At 64.2% G+C, this 17,129-nt stretch carries 13 protein-coding genes; 8 read left to right on the top strand and 5 right to left on the bottom strand.

The window, feature by feature from the left end; all coding sequences use genetic code 11:
* The first annotated feature begins 4 nt into the window (after positions 1-4).
* Positions 5-1,609 (top strand): bifunctional phosphoribosylaminoimidazolecarboxamide formyltransferase/IMP cyclohydrolase, encoded by a 1,605-nt coding sequence (gene purH, locus ACO054_RS19840; RefSeq protein ID WP_421708318.1) that lies wholly within the window; start codon positions 5-7, stop codon positions 1,607-1,609.
* Positions 1,610-1,670: 61 nt separating this feature from the next.
* Here purH and ACO054_RS19835 read toward each other — a convergent pair whose 3' ends face one another.
* The 4 genes from ACO054_RS19835 to ACO054_RS19820 form a co-directional block, all read right to left on the bottom strand.
* Positions 1,671-2,735: an Ldh family oxidoreductase gene (locus tag ACO054_RS19835; protein WP_421708317.1), complete on the bottom strand. Its 1,065-nt coding sequence runs from the start codon at positions 2,733-2,735 to the stop codon at positions 1,671-1,673.
* A complete protein-coding gene (locus tag ACO054_RS19830) occupies positions 2,728-3,651 on the bottom strand; it encodes a hydroxyacid dehydrogenase (protein WP_421708316.1) in 924 nt (307 codons plus the stop codon). Before ACO054_RS19830 ends, ACO054_RS19835 begins: the two co-directional genes overlap by 8 nt.
* Positions 3,652-3,654: 3 nt before the next feature.
* Positions 3,655-4,332 carry a 4-carboxy-4-hydroxy-2-oxoadipate aldolase/oxaloacetate decarboxylase gene (locus ACO054_RS19825; RefSeq protein ID WP_421710392.1) on the bottom strand — a complete coding sequence of 226 codons (678 nt, stop codon included), beginning with the start codon at positions 4,330-4,332 and terminating at the stop codon, positions 3,655-3,657.
* Between the two features lie 91 nt (positions 4,333-4,423).
* Positions 4,424-5,365, bottom strand: coding sequence for an NAD(P)-binding domain-containing protein (locus ACO054_RS19820; RefSeq protein WP_421708315.1), 942 nt, complete (start codon positions 5,363-5,365; stop codon positions 4,424-4,426).
* Positions 5,366-5,606: 241 nt separating this feature from the next.
* Here ACO054_RS19820 and ACO054_RS19815 point away from each other — a divergent pair, with 241 nt between their 5' ends.
* The 3 genes from ACO054_RS19815 (at position 5,607) to ACO054_RS19805 (ending at position 8,664) form a co-directional block, all read left to right on the top strand.
* A complete protein-coding gene (locus ACO054_RS19815) occupies positions 5,607-6,578 on the top strand; it encodes a Bug family tripartite tricarboxylate transporter substrate binding protein (protein ID WP_421708314.1) in 972 nt (323 codons plus the stop codon).
* Positions 6,579-6,675: 97 nt separating this feature from the next.
* Positions 6,676-7,128 carry a tripartite tricarboxylate transporter TctB family protein gene (locus tag ACO054_RS19810; protein WP_421708313.1) on the top strand — a complete coding sequence of 151 codons (453 nt, stop codon included), beginning with the start codon at positions 6,676-6,678 and terminating at the stop codon, positions 7,126-7,128.
* A 9-nt stretch (positions 7,129-7,137) separates the two neighbouring features.
* Positions 7,138-8,664 carry a tripartite tricarboxylate transporter permease gene (locus ACO054_RS19805; protein ID WP_421708312.1) on the top strand — a complete coding sequence of 509 codons (1,527 nt, stop codon included), beginning with the start codon at positions 7,138-7,140 and terminating at the stop codon, positions 8,662-8,664.
* 66 nt (positions 8,665-8,730) lie between these two features.
* Here the strand turns inward: ACO054_RS19805 and ACO054_RS19800 are convergent, their stop codons facing one another.
* Positions 8,731-9,465 carry a GntR family transcriptional regulator gene (locus ACO054_RS19800; RefSeq protein WP_421708311.1) on the bottom strand — a complete coding sequence of 245 codons (735 nt, stop codon included), beginning with the start codon at positions 9,463-9,465 and terminating at the stop codon, positions 8,731-8,733.
* Positions 9,466-9,820: 355 nt separating this feature from the next.
* Here ACO054_RS19800 and sucC point away from each other — a divergent pair, with 355 nt between their 5' ends.
* The 4 genes from sucC to odhB all read left to right on the top strand — a co-directional run bounded on the left by sucC (position 9,821) and on the right by odhB (position 16,954).
* Positions 9,821-11,017, top strand: a complete 1,197-nt coding sequence (gene sucC / locus ACO054_RS19795) for an ADP-forming succinate--CoA ligase subunit beta (RefSeq protein ID WP_421708310.1) — start codon at positions 9,821-9,823, stop codon at positions 11,015-11,017.
* A gap of 3 nt (positions 11,018-11,020) precedes the next feature.
* Positions 11,021-11,896, top strand: coding sequence for a succinate--CoA ligase subunit alpha (gene sucD, locus ACO054_RS19790; protein WP_421708309.1), 876 nt, complete (start codon positions 11,021-11,023; stop codon positions 11,894-11,896).
* A gap of 210 nt (positions 11,897-12,106) precedes the next feature.
* On the top strand, positions 12,107-15,109 hold the full coding sequence (locus ACO054_RS19785; protein WP_421708308.1) for a 2-oxoglutarate dehydrogenase E1 component: 3,003 nt from the start codon (positions 12,107-12,109) through the stop codon (positions 15,107-15,109).
* Positions 15,110-15,223: 114 nt separating this feature from the next.
* Entirely contained in the window at positions 15,224-16,954 is a 1,731-nt protein-coding gene (odhB, locus tag ACO054_RS19780; RefSeq protein ID WP_421708307.1) for a 2-oxoglutarate dehydrogenase complex dihydrolipoyllysine-residue succinyltransferase, read from the top strand.
* Positions 16,955-17,129: the final 175 nt, after the last annotated feature.

Here is a 17,129-nt window from a genome sequence, read left to right as displayed (position 1 = left end):
ACCGATGAGCAGTGCTGCCGACGTGAGCGACACCTTCACCCCCGATCTCGACGCGATTCCGCTGCGCCGCGCGTTGCTGAGCGTTTCCGACAAGCACGGACTGATCGATCTGGCGCGCGCGCTTCACGAAGAGGGCGTCGAGTTGATTTCCACTGGCGGCACGGCCAAAGCTATCGCAGAGGCCGGCTTGCCGGTTGTCGAGGTCGCACAGATCACAGGCTTTCCCGAAATTCTCGACGGCCGCGTCAAGACTCTCCATCCCCTGGTTCACGGAGGTCTGCTCGGAAAGCGCTCCGATCCGGCTCATGTCGAGCAGATGACGGCCCACGGCATCCAGCCGATCGACCTGCTGGTGGTCAATCTCTACCCCTTTCGCGAGACGGTCGCAGGCGGCGGCGATTTCCAAAGCTGCATCGAGAACATCGATATCGGCGGGCCCGCCATGATCCGTGCCGCCGCCAAGAATCATGCCGGCGTGGCCGTGCTGACCGACCCGGCCGACTATCCCGCCGTCCTGGCCGAATTGAAGCAGAAGCAGGGTCGGACTGGAGCCGCCCTGCGCCGCCGCCTGGCCGCCACGGCCTTTGCCCATACCGCCGGCTACGATGCCGCCGTATCCGGCTGGTTCGCGCAGCAGCTCGGCGATCCACTCCCGAAGGAGATCGCCCTGGCCGGTAACCGGGCCGAGACCCTGCGCTACGGCGAAAATCCGCATCAGGAGGCCGCCTTCTACCGCACGGCGACACCCCGACCGGGTGTCGCCTCGGCTCAGCAGCTTCAAGGCAAGCAACTCAGTTACAACAACATCAACGATACCGATGCCGCCTTCGAACTGGTCGCAGAGTTCGAACGGCCGGCAGTGGCGATCATCAAGCACGCCAACCCCTGCGGTGTGGCAGAGGGCGAGAAGCTGAGCGATGCCTACGAGCAGGCGCTGGCGTGCGATCCGGTCAGCGCCTTCGGCGGCATCATCGCGGTCAACCGCCCGCTCGACGCGGCCACGGCGGAGCGGATCGCAGCGCTGTTCGCCGAAGTCGTCATCGCACCGGAGGTCGAGGCAGAGGCACGGGACCTGCTGGCGGGCAAGAAGAACCTACGGCTGCTGGTTACCGGCGGGCTGCCGGATCCAACCGAAGCAGGCATCACCGCCAAGACGGTCTCCGGCGGCCTGCTGGTTCAGAGCCGCGACGCGGGCCGCGTCGCGGCCGAGCAGCTGAAGGTCGTGACGAAACGCCAGCCGACGAAAGCCGAGACCGCCGACCTGCTCTTCGCCTTCCGCGTCGCCAAGCACGTCAAATCCAATGCCATCGTCTATGCGCGGGCCGGGGCGACATTAGGAATTGGTGCCGGCCAGATGAGCCGCGTCGACTCCGCCCGGATCGCCGCCATCAAGGCGGAGCAAGCCTTCGGAGCGGAAGCCGCCAAAGGCTGCGTGGTCGCCTCGGATGCCTTCTTCCCCTTTGCGGACGGTCTGCTGGCCGCCGTCGAGGCCGGCGCCACGGCAGTGATCCAGCCAGGCGGATCGGTTCGGGACGGGGAGGTGATCGCGGCGGCCGACGACGCCGGCCTGGCCATGGTGTTCACCGGCCTCCGCCACTTCCGGCACTGATCCGCTCGACTCCTTGACCCGGTACCGCGCCGTACCAGTCGTCGATCAAACGCTTGGGGGCCTAGAGCTCAAGCGAGACGTCGGCGTGGCCGGCCGCTTGCCTGAGCCCGAGCAGGATATCCTGCGACAGGGGCACGCCGGACGACAGATGCTTACGCCTCAACCCGGCTTCGACTTCGCCTGGCAGCTGTACACGCTCAAAGCCCTCGGCCGGCGGGCAATCGCCGATCATGTTAATGTAGCGGCCCAGACGCTCAAGGAAGCGGTCACGCTCGCCAAAGCGGGCCGGGTCGATTGCCAGCAGGAAGTGACCCAGATTGCCGGGTCTGTCGAGGTCGTTATAGAAGTCCGGCAGATCGGTTCCGAAACCGGCACCTGTCATGACGGCGGCCAAGATATCGACAAGCAGTGCGATGGCCGACCCCTTTGCCCCGCCAAATGGCAGAACCACGCCATTCAATGCAGTTGCGGCATCCTTGGTCGGCCGACCATCAGGGTCAAGCGCCCAGCCCAGGGGAATCTCCTCACCGCGCTGCTGTGCCAGGATGATCTTGCCGCGAGCGACGATAGATGTAGCCATGTCGGCAAGGATCTGCCTCTCGCCGGGCGCCGGCACGCCGAACGCCAGAGGATTGGTACCGAACAGCGCCGACCGACCACCATGTGGGGCCATAGTCGGCGGCGCGTTGGAACAGACCAATGCGATGAAGCCATGGGCAACCAACTGTTCGGCATAGAGTGCTGCGATACCGAAGTGATTGCTGTTGCGGACCCCTACAGCGGCACAGCCAGTCTCGGCGACAACATCGACCGCTGCCGCCACTGCACGGCGCCCAACCACCGCCCCCATTCCGTTGTCGCCATCGACCGAGACGACCGAGGGACCCTGGCGCACAACACAAACATTCGGCCGCGGATTGAAGAGTCCCCGCGCCAAACGCTCGGTGTAGATCGGGACCCGCGTCACGCCATGAGAATGAATGCCCCGCAGGTCCGCCTCAACCAAGGCCTCCGCCACCCAGTCCGCATCGTTCGGCAGCAGGCCGTGACCTCGGAAGATCCTTGCCGTCTCTCGCTGCAGGACGTCAGCCGGGATGTCGAATACGTCGCTGGCGCTGTCAGGCATGCCTCTCCTCTTCCCGGCGCCACTCGACGCCTAGGACGTCCAGCACCTGCTCCACGACCGACCGGCCCATGCGTTCCATCGCCTCACGTGTCGAGGCGCCGATATGAGGTGTGGTGACGACGTTCGGATGCTCCAACAGGGCTAACTCCGCAGTCGGCGGTTCCTGTTCGAAAACATCGAGGCCTGCACCCGCGAGCCGGCCGCCTCGCAGGGCGGCCAGCAATGCCACCTCCTCGACCACACCGCCGCGCCCGGTGTTGACGACGAAGGCGCCTTGCGGCAGGGCTGACAGAAGACGTGCTCCAACAAGCCCCCGGGTCTCCGACGTCAGCGGCAGGTGGACCGAAAGTATGTCGCTCTGAGCACAGAGCGCACTCGCGCTGTCGAGCATGCGAACCTGCAGGTCGCGCGGCGGCTGAACGAATGGATCATAGGCCGCTACCTCCGCTTCGAAACCCATCCGGGCGATGCGCGCCACCCGCTGTCCAATGGCACCGAAGCCAAGCAGCCCCAAACGTGCACCCTTCAGTTCGCGTCCGACGGGCGGCGCGGCCGAAGATGCCTGGATACGGATGCCGCGATCATGCCAGGCAACTCTGCGGAGCAAAGCAAGCATGAAGCCTATCGCAAGCTCGGCCACGGCGTCGGCATTCGCGGCCGGTGTCTTCGCAACGACAACCTGTCGCTGAGCCACCGCCTCCAGGTCGATGTTGTCCGTGCCGACGCCATGCTTGCCGATAACCCGCAGGCGAGAGGCAGTCAGGATCGCGGCAGCCCCGACAGGAGAGGCCCGCACCACGATACCGTCAGCTCGTTCAGGCCAGCTCGCAGCAGGTGGCGGCAGCACCTCTACATGCCGCCGCAGGAGCGCCATGGCGCTGTCCGCAATGGGGTCGAGCACGGCAACCACAGCCATGCGTCACTGCGCCCCCATCTGCTTGAGCAGCGGTTCGAGCCCCAGCAACTCCACTGTCGTCTTGCCTGCATTCAGGTCCGCGCGCATAGCCTCTTCCTTTGCCTCACGCGCTTCCGAAGCGGCCAGAACCTCCTCTGCACGTTCAGCAGATACGACCACCACGCCGTCACGGTCGCCGACGACAACGTCGCCCGGGTTGACCGTTACGCCGCCGCAGAGCACGGCCTCGTTGACACGGCCCGGCTGCGCCTTGTTCGTGCCTTTGATCGAAAGCCCACGGCAAAACACCGGAAAGCCCAGCTCGACGATCACATCGGCGTCCCGCACCATGCCGTCGATCACCAGACCGCTTAGCCCGACCTTTTGGGCGGCCAGAGTCAGGATATCGCCCCAGGGACCGGCTTCGGTGAAACCCTTGGCATCGACCACCAGCACATCGCCGGGCTGCGCCTTGGTCAGCGCATAGTGAATCATCAGGTTGTCCGCCGGTCGGGTGTCGACGGTCAACGCCCGGCCGATCAGTCGTCGGGTCGGATCGATCGGCTTGATCGCATTGTCCATGGCGCCGATCTGCCCCTGCGCCTCATGGATCGTGGCCGTACCAACCTCGGCGAACTTATCCATCACCTCTTTGGCAACTCTCAGCATCCTCTCATTTACCTCCCTCGCGTTGGTTTTCAGTCATTCCGATGATCTGTCGTACCGGACCAACCTGTGCCCCCGGTGACTGGCAGCACGGTGACTGGCAGCCTGGCAATCGACCGCGAACCGGCTAACACCGAGGCCCCGGCTCACGATTTTCCGTGCGGGCCGTGCTTTGATCTTTGGCTACGCGCCCGACCGACTTGCCGATGGTCTCGAGCCTTTTCAAAGCCTCACCCGGCGAAGGTGTTTCCGTCAGTCGCTCCTGGGCCATGGCCGTCGCGGTCGCGCCGAAAAGGCCGCGTATGCACGGCAGAAGCCGGACTGGCAGATCGGCATCCCGCAATTGCGACTCAGCCTGCTCGACTTCCGCCAACCGTCTTTCGGCGTGTAACAGGTGCGTGGAGACGAGCATCTCGAGAAACGCGGGAAGCGGCGTCCCATCCACGTCAGAAAGCACTTCGTAAAGGGCATGCCGCACGCCGAAGTGTTCGGCCGCAACCAGGCATTCCACCGCCAAGGCCTCCAGCCCTTTGGTAAAAACGCTGCGCAAAAGCTTGAGAGACGCCGCATCTCCAGGCTTGGCCTCAGCCAACCAAGCCAATCTGAAGCCGGCCCGAAGCATAAGATCGCGCGCCGATTGCACCGCTTCGGCGTTCTCGTCGCCTGCAGCCAGCAGCGGTGTCTCAACCCCGCCGATCGAGACAGCCCCCATGATGGCGACATCGACGTAGTGACGCCCGCACCTGCGGAGCGCGTCGGCGGCATCGCGCTTCACCTGCGGTGACGCAGTTGCGAAATCGAACAGAACCTGCCCTGGCGCATCGCAGTCTGCGACGGTGGCGGCAATCTCGCCTGCGGCAGCGCCGTTGACACAGCTCAGCACCAGATCGCAAGCGCCCAGTGCCTCCGACGCACAACCGACCAAGCCGGCACCCAGGTCACGCGCTAGGTCCTCCGCTGCCCGTGTCGGCCGGGGATCGCAGAGCAGGATCGGTGCGCTGCCGAGTTGTGACAAAGCCGGCGCGAAACACCGCCCAACCTCGCCGACACCGATAATCCCAATGCGCATCTGCCACCTCCAATTCATGCAAAAAAAGAACAATATGGAACAACCTGTCCAGCAATTTCTCTTCGCTGCTCAACCATAACGCATGAATCTGCATAAAAATTGCTAATTTGCGGAATTTTACTGCGCAATATCGTTTGGAAAAGAAATCTCTTGCGAAGGTCTTCCATTCCATGATCTGATTTTAAGCACAAAAAAAATACAAACATGGCCGCACAAGCGGCAAAGCCTTTTGGGAGGAAAGATGACAGGATTTCTGCGAAACGCCGCGATGGCTTGCGCTGTCGGCGTCGCTACACTTACGGCGGCCAGTCACGCACAGGCGGAGTTCCCGGAACGACCGATCACAATGATCGTCGCCTACAGTGCGGGCGGTGGAACCGATGTCGCCGCCCGCTCGCTCGCCCCCTTCATCGAGACCTATCTCGGGGGCTCGATCACTGTCGTAAACAAGCCCGGTGCAGGGGGCGAAGTCGGATTCACGGAGATTTCCCAAGCTGAGCCGGACGGCTACACCATCGGCTTTCTCAATACACCAAACCTGGTGACCATCCCGATCGAGCGCGATACTCGCTATGAGCTGGAGAACTTCTCCCCTATCGCGAACGTTGTCGACGACCCCGGCGGCTTTCACGTCCGGCAAGAGAACGAATTCGAGACTCTGGACGCTTTGATCGCCTATGCGAAAGAGAATCCAAACGCGGTAACCTTCGGTACAACCGGGATCGGCTCGGACGATCACCTCGCGGCATTGGCATTGCAGCGACAGGCCGGGATCGAGATGACCCACGTACCCTTCCCCGGCGCATCCGCAGTGCGTGCAGCCTTGCTAGGCGGTCACATCACGCTTGGCGTCTTCAACATGGGCGAAGCGGTTTCCTACGCCGAAGAAGGCCTGATCCGCCCGCTCGGCCAGATGGCCGACGAACGCTGGTCCAAGATGCCCGAAGTGCCGACCTTCCGAGAACAGGGCTACGACATTGTCCAAGGGTCCAGCCGCGGCATCGGTGCCCCGGCAGGCGTGCCGGAGGAGATCCTTCAGCAAGTGGCAGCCGCTATCGAGAAAGCGGTCAACGACCCGGAGTTTCAGAAAGTTGCCGCGGAACAGTCGCTGCCGCTCCGCTTTCTCGCGCCCGATGCCTACGAGACCATGCTCAAGACGGCGCGAGACAGCTATCTCACACTCTGGAAGGAGAGCCCCTGGGCGGCGCAGTAGTAGCACCCTGCGTCGGCAGCCGCTCCGGGTCGAGGCGCTGCCGACGCTCCTTCATGTGACAGTGCTGCCATGTGACGGTGCTGCGAGGGCTGGATCGATGCGGCGTGCAACGCTCGAAATGATGGTAGCCCTGGGCCTGATGTGTCTCTGTATCGCAGGCACTATCGAAGCCTGGGGTTTTCCGAAAGAATCCGCTTATCTGCCAACGGCCGTTTTCGCGGCCGCCAGCCTGCTGAGTCTGCTCTGGGCAGGACAAGCGTTCGCCGCGCGCTTGCGCGGCGGCGGTTTTCTGATCATCGAGCCGTTGGAGCTTAGACGTCTTGGGCTCATGGCCGCCGGAGCCCTCGTGCTTGCCGTGGCGGTCCCGACTCTGGGCTTCTTCACGAGTTTCGCGTTTCTAGTCCCCGGTATCGCTTGGGCGACCGGTTATCGCAGACCGCAAGGCTTGGCGGTCGGAACGCTGATCTTCACCGGCCTGCTGTATATCGTGTTCGTGTTGTTCCTCAACCGGCCTCTGCCGGCCGAGGTCTGGCAGTCGCTCTTCGCTTGAGCCGCGACTGTGATCGAATATCTGCTCCAAGCCCTCCCCCTCGTCTTCTCCGTCGAAGTCGTTCTGGCGATGGCCGTCGGCACCGCCGCAGGCGTAGCGATCGGTACGCTGCCCGGCTTGTCGACGACGATGGGCATCGCCGTGCTGATCCCGCTCACCTTCACCATGCCGCCACTGGTGGCCCTCGGTCTGATGGCCGGCATCTACAACGGTGCGATGTACGGCGGCGCAATTCCCGCGATTCTGCTCCGCATTCCCGGCACACCGGCCGGCATTGCCACCGTGTTCGACGGCTACCCCATGGCACAGCAGGGGCACGGGATCCGGGCAATGCGAATCGCCCTTGCCTCCTCCGCCATCGGCGGGGTCGTGAGCGCGCTCGCCTTGATCCTCCTGGCGCCGCCTCTGGCAGCGGTCGCGCTGCGTTTCGGTCCGGCCGAGGTCTTCTGGCTCGCGGTTTTCGGCCTGACCGCGATCGCCGTGCTGCTGTCGGACAATCCGGTGAAGGGCCTTCTAAGCGCCTGCTTCGGTCTGATCCTCGGCACCATCGGCATCGACCAGATGACCGGTAACGAGCGCTTCACCTTCGATCTTCTGCACCTCACCGGCGGCCTCAGCATTCTCGTGCTGCTGACTGGCCTTTACGCCATCCCGCCGGCCTTCGATCTGGCCGCCAAGGCCACTCTGGTGAAACCCGACGATGTGCCGAGAGACCTTGGGCGAGATGTGGAGCAGGAACAAGCCGCCTTCACCTGGCGTTCGTTGCTTCCCACGTGGCTGCGCGCCTCCACCATCGGCGTCCTTATCGGGATCGTACCGGGCGCCGGCGGTAACATCGCCTCGCTCATCGCCTGGAACGAGACACGGCGCACGGCGCGCGAGCCCGATCGCTTCGGAAAGGGTGCGCCGGAAGGCGTGGCGGCGTCCGAGTGCGCGAACAACGCCGACAACGCTTCGGCCCTTATTCCAGCGCTGACGCTCGGCATTCCGGGCAACGCGGTCGCAGCCGTTATCCTGGGGGGACTTCTGGTGCACGGCATGCAGCCGGGCCCAGCCCTGTTTCGGGAAACGGCACCGGTCACCTACGGCTTCATGCTTGCGATGCTGATCACGGCCATGATGCTGTTCTGCATCGGCTGGCTGGGCGCGCGTATCTTCATCCACGTCCTACGTATGCCGCCGCTCCTGCTCGCCCCGATGATCGTCGCCATGGCGGCCATTGGGATCTACGCCATCAACAATAGTCTGTTCGACGTCTGGCTGATGCTGGGCATCGGTGCGATCGGATATGTCATGGAGAAACTTCGAATCCCTTTGGCGCCGGCCGTACTGGCGGTCATCTTGGGCCCGATGGCAGAGGCCGAACTCAGGCGCTCCCTGCTCATCTCGCGTGGCGACTTCTCCTTTCTTTTCTCCAGCACGATCTCGCTGATTCTAATAGGTCTGATCGTCTTTCTGTTGCTGGCACAGCCAATCAAGCGTCAGCTCGAACGGCGATCCGGTCGCAGCGCGAAGGCCCGCAATCAGGCCTCATGACAGCACCGCTGCACGGAGATTGGGCAGACACCGCTGGCATCAGTGGCGTGCCTTAGCGCATCCAAGCTAACTCTCGACCTTGACCAGCGCCGTTGTCGTCTCGGAGTCAGACTCGGCCGGAAGGTCCGCCTCGGCCTCTGAGAAGCCTTCACCCCCACCAGGCTGGCGGGATCGCATGAAGACAAGGTAGGCCATGCGCAGATGCACGCTCATGATTTCTTGAGCCAGCGCACGGTCGCGTTGCTCAATGGCGACCTGCAGGTCCAGATGATGCTGGATCGAGCGTTCGATATCGCTGTCGCTGTAGACATAGAACGCGCCGACGACCATCGGAATGTCGACCAGGGTTGAGGCCAGCGCCCGCAGCCGCGGCGAGCCGCTGGCTTCCAGCAACGTGCGATGAAAGCGGCTGTTCGCAGTCTGGATTGCACTGAGAAAGTCCAGCGGCTTGTCTTCCAGGCATCGCCGCATGGCCTCCGTGGCCGCGCGCAGCTCGACGATCTGCTCCGGTGAAGCATGCACGGCAGCCAAACCGGCCGCATGGGCCTCGAGCAGGATGCGCAGTTCGAAGATCTCTTCGATATCGCGGCCCGTCCACTCGGCAACAAAAGCGCCACGACTGCGGCGGCTGACCAGAAGCCCATCCTCGATGAGGCGCAGAAAGGCCGCACGCACCGGCGTGCGGCTCACGCCGAGTCCGGCTGCAACCCGCTCCTCCTTGATCTGGGAGCCTGGCGCCAAGTCTCCGGACATGATCTGGCGCCGCAGGGTCCGGTATACTTGCTCGGTCAGCTTGCTCATGACCGAGTCTTAGAGTCGAAGAATGGGGTGGACAAGTCGTAGAGATCGAGCTGCGAGCCTCAAGCAATGGCTACAAGCTCCACGATCGGCCCCGAAGCCGTCGCGGTCCGCCATCCCTCTTCGGTGGTGCCCCAATCCGCTGTCAGACAGCCGGTTGCACTGCAGCGCGAGACTGCTAAAGTGCGCCGCGCTGCGGAGCTGGACCGGGTGTCGGGCCGGTGCCGGAGCGGAACTCTTCCTGGCGATGAGCGGACCGTCTCCTCGACTGCCTTGCGGCGGACTTCCGGAGGCGGCGGCGATTTCGCCTCTCCCCCGGCTTTCTGTCTGAGAGCCCTATCATCGAGCGAAAGCACGCATGAACATCCACGAATACCAGGCCAAGGGTCTGCTCGGGACGTTCGGCGTGGCGGTGCCCACGGGCGGCGTCGCCTACACGCCGGACGAGGCAGTCGCCGTCGCACGCGACCTGTCCAGCTCCGTCACTGTCGTCAAGGCGCAGATCCACGCCGGTGGCCGCGGTGCCGGTCACTTTGCCGGCGATCCCGACGGCAAGGGCGGCGTGCGCATCTGCAAGTCGAATGAGGAGGTGGCCGAAGCCGCCCGCGCCATGCTGGGCAAGGTGTTGGTCACCAAGCAGACCGGTCCTGAAGGCAAGGAAGTCAAACGCCTCTATGTCGAGGAAGGCTGCGATATCGCGCGGGAACTCTATCTCTCGATGCTGGTCGACCGCGCCGTCGGGCGCGTCGTGATCGTCGCCTCCACGGAAGGCGGCATGGAGATCGAGGAAGTCGCCGCGGAGCAGCCCGAGAAGATCATCAAGGAACCCGTGGACCCAGCCCTCGGCCTGATGCCCTATCAAGCCCGCAAGATCGCCTTCGGCCTCGGCCTGGAGGGCAAGCAGGTCTCAGCCGCGGTCAAGTTCCTGATCGGCATGTACCAAGCCTTCATCAAGCTCGACGCCTCGCAGGTGGAGATCAATCCGCTGGTGGTTACCGGCGATGGCGGCATGCTGGCCCTCGACGCCAAGATGAACTTCGACGACAACGCGCTGTTCCGCCACAAGGACGTGGAGGACATGCGCGACGAGGACGAAGAAGACCCGATGGAACTCGAGGCCGCGCGCCACGAGCTGAACTACGTCAAGCTGGACGGCAACATCGGCTGCATGGTCAACGGCGCCGGCCTGGCCATGGCAACGATGGACATCATCAAGCTCTACGGTGGCGAGCCGGCGAACTTCCTCGATGTCGGCGGCGGTGCCACCAAGGAGCGGGTGACCGCAGCTTTCAAGATCATTCTCTCCGACCCGAACGTCGAAGGCATTCTCGTCAACATTTTTGGCGGGATCATGCGCTGCGATGTGATCGCCGAGGGCGTGATCGCCGCAGCGCGGGAAGTCTCCCTGCATGTTCCGCTGGTCGTTCGCCTGGAGGGCACCAACGTCGAGTTGGGCAAAAAGATCCTGGCGGAGTCGGGCCTGCCGATCGTCTCGGCGGACAATCTGGCCGACGCCGCGGAAAAGATCGTCAAGGCCGTGAAGGAGGCCGCATAAATCATGGCCGTTCTGGTTGACGAGAACACCAAGGTGATCTGTCAGGGCTTCACCGGAGCCCAGGGCACCTTTCATTCCGAGCAGGCGATTGCCTACGGCACCAAGATGGTCGGCGGCGTGACCCCGAATAAGGGTGGCACGACCCATCTCGATCTTCCGGTGTTCGACACCGTGGCGGACGCGGTCGACGAGACCGGTGCGGATGCCAGCGTGATCTATGTACCGCCGCCCTTCGCGGCCGATGCGATCCTGGAAGCGATAGACGCCGGCGTCCGTCTTGCGGTTTGCATCACGGAAGGCATTCCGGTGCAGGACATGATCAAGGTGAAGCGTCGGCTGGTCGAGTCCGACACGCGCCTGATCGGTCCGAACTGCCCCGGCGTCATCACGCCGGATGCCTGCAAGATCGGGATCATGCCCGGTCATATCCATCAGCGCGGCAAGATCGGTATCGTCTCGCGCTCCGGCACCTTGACCTACGAGGCAGTGGCTCAGACCACCGCCGCGGGACTGGGCCAGTCGACCTGTATCGGCATCGGCGGCGACCCGGTCAACGGAACGGACTTCGTCGACTGTCTGAAGATGTTCCTGGACGACCCGGAGACCGAGGGAATCATCATGATCGGCGAGATCGGCGGCGACGCCGAGGTCAAGGGCGCCGAGTTTCTGGCCGATGCCAAGGTCAAGAAGCCGACCGTCGGCTTCATCGCCGGCGTGACCGCGCCGCCGGGGCGCCGCATGGGCCATGCCGGCGCGGTGGTTTCGGGCGGCAAGGACACGGCGGACTACAAAATCGCCGCTCTGCGCGAGGCCGGCATTCACGTCGCCGAGTCTCCGGCCAGCCTGGGCAGCACAATGGTCACGGCTTTCGGAAGCTGAACCTTGTAACACGTGCAAACAAGGCGCAGCTTTGCGCTGTATGCTGTTAACGGAATGGTGTCGCACTCGGTGTCTTAATCCCAGGTGCAACACCGAGCGCCCGGCGGCCCGAGCCGCCGTCAACCAGGAAACGGCGGCCAAGGTCGCCGGCAGACGAACGAAGGGCGGCGGGGGCCGTCTCGGCGGACAGGCCCAGCCGAAAAGACACGCATGACGGATTCTGCCCGTGCCTCCCAAGACCCGGACGAAGCCTCACTCCTGCTCGGCCCGGGCGCCAGCCAGCTCTTCGATCTATACGATGCCTACCAAGCCGATCCAGAGTCTCTGGATGCCGTCTGGCGCAAGTTCTTCGATGATTTGGACCAGGGTGCACGCCGGCTGCTAAGCAGCGGGACGGCGCCTGCCGCCTCAACCGAGACCGTCGCCGGACCAAGCGGTAACGGCGCCGCTCCAGCGATCCAGACAAGCCGGCCCATGCCCAGCGGCGAGACGCTAGCGGCGGATCATGTCCGTCAGGCAACGGTCGATTCGATCCGAGCGCTCATGCTGATCCGCGCCTACCGGGTGCGCGGTCACCTCGAGGCCGAACTGGATCCGCTGGGCCTGACCCAGCGGGTCGCGCATCCGGAACTCGATCCCTTGTCCTACGGCTTTTCAGAGGCCGACCTGGACCGCCCGATCTTCATCGACGGCGTCCTGGGCCGGGAAGTCGCGACCCTGCATGAAATCGTCGAGATCTGCCGCGTCATCTACTGCGGCTCCATCGGCGTCGAGTTCATGCACATCCAGGATCCCGATCAGAAGCGTTGGATCCAGGAGCGCATCGAGAACGAGGCCCTGAACCGCACGGCCTTCACGGTGCCGGGCAAGCGCGCGATTCTGGAGCGTCTGACGGCGGCCGAGACCTTCGAGCAGTTCCTCGACAAGAAGTACACGGGCACCAAGCGCTTCGGCCTGGAAGGGGCCGAGGCGATGATCCCCGGCCTGGAGCAGATCCTGAAGCGTGGCGGCCAGTTGGGCCTGAAGGAGGTGGTGCTCGGCATGCCCCACCGCGGCCGGCTCAACGTGCTGGCCAACTTCATGGGTAAGCCCTACCAGGCGATCTTCCACGAGTTCCGCGGCGGCGCGGCTCACCCCGAGGATGTCGGCGGCTCGGGAGACGTCAAGTATCACCTGGGCACCTCCAGCGACCGCGAGTTCGACGGCAACACCGTCCACCTGTCGCTGACCGCCAATCCGTCGCACCTGGAAGCAGTCAATCCGGTCGTCGTCGGCAAGGTGCGGGCCAAGCAGATGCAGCATGGCGACAGCGACCGCACCCAGGTGATGGCCCTGCTGCTACATGGCGACGCCGCCTTTGCGGGCCAGGGTCTGGTTCCGGAGACGCTCGATCTGTCGGAGCTCAAGGGCTACCGCATCGGCGGAACGATCCATTTCATCGTCAACAATCAAATCGGCTTCACCACCAATCCGGTCAACGCACGCTCGGGACCCTACTGCTCCGACGTGGCCAAGATCATCCAGGCCCCGATCTTTCATGTGAACGGGGACGATGTCGAAGCCGTCGTTCACGTCGCCAGGATCGCGACGGAGTTCCGGCAGACCTTCAAAAAAGACGTCGTGATCGACATGTTCTGCTACCGCAGGCATGGCCACAACGAGGGCGACGAGCCGGCCTTCACCCAGCCCCTGATGTACGACCGCATCAAGAAGCACACGACCGTGCGCACCCTCTATGCGGAGCGCCTGGTCCGCGAGGGCGTGGTGGCGGAAGGCGAGGCCGAGACCATCGTACGGGAGATGTGGGAGCGGTTGGACCGGGACTTCGACGCGGCCAAGGCCTACAAGCCCAACCGCGCCGACTGGTTCGAGGGCGCCTGGGCCGGCTTCGACAAGGCGCGCGGCTACGACGCCCGACGGGGCAAGACGGCCGTTCCGCTGAAGACGCTGAAGGACATTGGCGAGACGCTGACCCGCGTTCCGGAGGGTTTCGCCATCAACCGCAAGATCGCCCGGCAGCTCGAGGCCAAAAAGACCATGATCTCCTCGGGCGAGGGCGTCGACTGGGCGACGGCGGAGGCCCTGGCCTTCGGCACACTGGCCCAGGAAGGTCAGCCGATCCGCCTGACCGGTCAGGACTCCAACCGCGGCACCTTCTCTCAAAGGCATGCCGCCTGGATCGACCAGAAAACGGAAGAGACCTACAAACCGCTGGAGCACGTCGGCGAGAGCCAAGGCAAGGTCGAGATCATCGACAGCCCTCTGAGCGAGCTGGCCGTTCTCGGCTTCGAATACGGCTACTCCCTGGCCGAGCCGCAGGCACTGGTGCTTTGGGAAGCGCAGTTCGGCGACTTCGTGAACGGCGCGCAGATCATCATCGACCAGTTCATCGCTTCAGGTGAGGCGAAGTGGCTGCGCATGTCCGGACTGGTCATGCTGCTGCCCCACGGCTACGAAGGCCAAGGGCCGGAGCACTCCTCGGCCCGGCTCGAACGCTTCCTGCAGCTCTGCGGCGAGGACAACATCCAGGTCGTCAACTGCACCACGCCGGCCAACTACTTCCACGCCCTGCGCCGGCAGATCCACCGCAACTTCCGCAAGCCGCTGGTGGTTTTCACGCCGAAGTCGCTGCTGCGCCACAAGCGCGCGGTGTCCAGTCTGTCCGACATGTCGGGACAGAGTTCCTTCCACCGGATCCTCGCCGAGCCGACGCCGCCCAGCAAGAAGGCGAAGGCGCGGCAGGTCGTGCTCTGCTCCGGCAAGGTCTACTACGACCTGATTGAAGAGCGCGAAAAACGCGGCCAGAACGACGTTCACATTCTGCGTCTGGAACAGCTCTATCCCTTCCCCGCCGACGCTTTGGTGCAGGAACTCGAAGGCTACCAGCACTGCGAACTGGTCTGGTGCCAGGAAGAGCCACGCAACATGGGCGCCTGGTCCTTTGCCGCGGAATTCATCGAGGAGATCGCGGCCGATATGGGCTTCACCCAACCGCGCCCGCGCTACGCAGGTCGCCGCGTGGCGGCCTCGCCCGCAACCGGCCAGCATTCGCGCCATGTCGAGCAACAGGCGGAACTGGTCGATCAGGCCTTGACCGTGGGTCTGTCCCACTTCGGCCGCATCGCCTCGCGCAAGGTCGACGAGGCAGGACAAAAGAGCACGGCACAGACGGCCGCCAAACAACGCGGCAAAACAAAACAGGCGGCCGAGTGACTCGATCCGCCCCGTCAAGCGAGCCCAAGTCACTCACGTGCTTGGACAGGCAGCCGATAGCGGTTCTGGCCACCTTGGGAGGCCAGGGGAACGCCGCGCAGGAGAAGGTACAAGATGGCGAGTGAGATCAAGGTCCCGTCTCTAGGCGAGTCGGTGACGGAGGCCACCATCGGCCAGTGGCTGAAGCAAGTCGGCGACAGCGTTGCCGCCGACGAGGCCGTGGTCGAACTGGAGACCGACAAGGTCACTCTGGAGGTCAATGCGCCGGAAGCCGGTGTGTTGAGTGAAATCCTGGCCAGCGAAGGCGACAACGTCGAGGTCGACGCCGTCCTCGCCCGCATCGGCGAAGGTAACGGTAAAGCCGCCAAGCCCTCGACCCAGGCCGAGCCAAAATCCGAGCCGGCTGCAGCGGTCGCCACCGCCAGTGCACCCGAACCCGTCAGTGACCGAGCCACTCATAGCGGTAACGGCCAAAGCGTCGACGTACCGGTTCCCAGCCTCGGCGAATCCGTGACGGAAGCAACCGTCGCCAAGTGGCTGAAGAGCGCCGGCGAGGCCGTCAAGGCCGACGAAGCCATCGCCGAGTTGGAGACCGACAAAGTCACCCTGGAAGTCAATGCGCCCAGCGATGGCGTGCTCAGCGAAATCCTGGCTGAGGAGGACGCGACCGTCGAAGCCGGGGGCTTGCTGGCCCGTATCTCGGCTGGCAGCGCGGCGCCTGCCGCATCGTCTTCCGCTTCCCCGGCAACGGAAAGCAGCGCACCAGCAGGCTCTGCGGCAACGGCACCCGCGAAGGCTAGCGGCTCAGCACCCGCCGTCGCCACTGCTGCCGACCGACTGGATCCCGCCGCCGTGGCGCGCAGCGGTGCCGGCGGCAAGATCACGGCCGGTGACCTGCGCGGTTGGCTTGCGGATCAAACACCGCCCTCGGCCCAGCACCTCTCGCCCGCGGTTCAGCGTCTGGTCGAGCAGCACGGCCTGGACGCTAGCCTGATCGATGCCACCGGACCGCAAGGCCGCATCACCAAGGAAGACGTTCTCGACGTGATCGAGGGGCGCAAGCCCCTGCGCAGCCGCGCCGCGCCGGCCTCGACTCCGGCGCCGTCTCCGGCCGCCAAAGCCCCCATGCCAGCCGTTGAAGCCGGTGCGCGCGAAGAGCGGGTCAAGATGACCAAGCTGCGCCAGACCATCGCCCGGCGCCTGAAGGAGGCGCAGAACACCGCGGCGATGCTGACCACCTTCAACGAGATCGACATGGGCGGCGTGATGGCGCTGCGCGGTCGCCACAAGGAGGCCTTTGAGAAGAAGCACGGCGTCAAGCTTGGCTTCATGTCGTTCTTCGCCAAGGCCTGCGTCGCGGCCCTGGAAGCCTTCCCGGCGGTCAACGCCCGGATCGAGGGCGACGAGATCGTTTATAACAAGTTCTTCGACATCGGCATGGCGGTCTCCACACCGCAGGGCCTCATGGTCCCGGTGATCCGCGACTGCGACGCCAAATCCTTCGCAAGCGTGGAAGCGGAACTGGCCGACGCTGCCGGCCGTGCCCGCGATGGCAAGATCAAGATGGAGGAACTGCAGGGCGGCAGCTTCTCGATCACCAACGGCGGAATCTTCGGCTCTCTGCTTTCCACCCCCATCCTCAATCCGCCTCAGGCAGGAATCCTCGGGCTGCATAAGATCGAGGAGCGGCCGATCGCCGTAAAAGGCGAAGTCGCAATCCGTCCGATGATGTACGTCGCACTTTCCTACGACCACCGGCTGGTCGACGGGCGCGAAGCCGTCGGCTTCCTGGTCAAAGTCAAGCAGGCCATCGAGGATCCGGAAACGCTGTTGCTGGACCTCTAGTTCGGGAAGCCTGGAGCCATCCGTCAGCACGAGATGAGCAGCGCCTACCGTCTCGGCATGACCGCGAACGGATGCATCTGAGTCGCGGGACGCAGCAGCGCCCTGCTTTGATCTTCGTGCGGAAGCGCAATAGAACATCGCCCCATGAACCAAAGATGGCGTTTTCCGCAGGGGC

The sequence above is a fragment of the Algihabitans sp. genome (assembly GCF_965226985.1).
Taxonomy (GTDB): domain Bacteria; phylum Pseudomonadota; class Alphaproteobacteria; order Kiloniellales; family DSM-21159; genus Algihabitans.
This window is presented reverse-complemented; position numbering and strand designations above follow the sequence as displayed.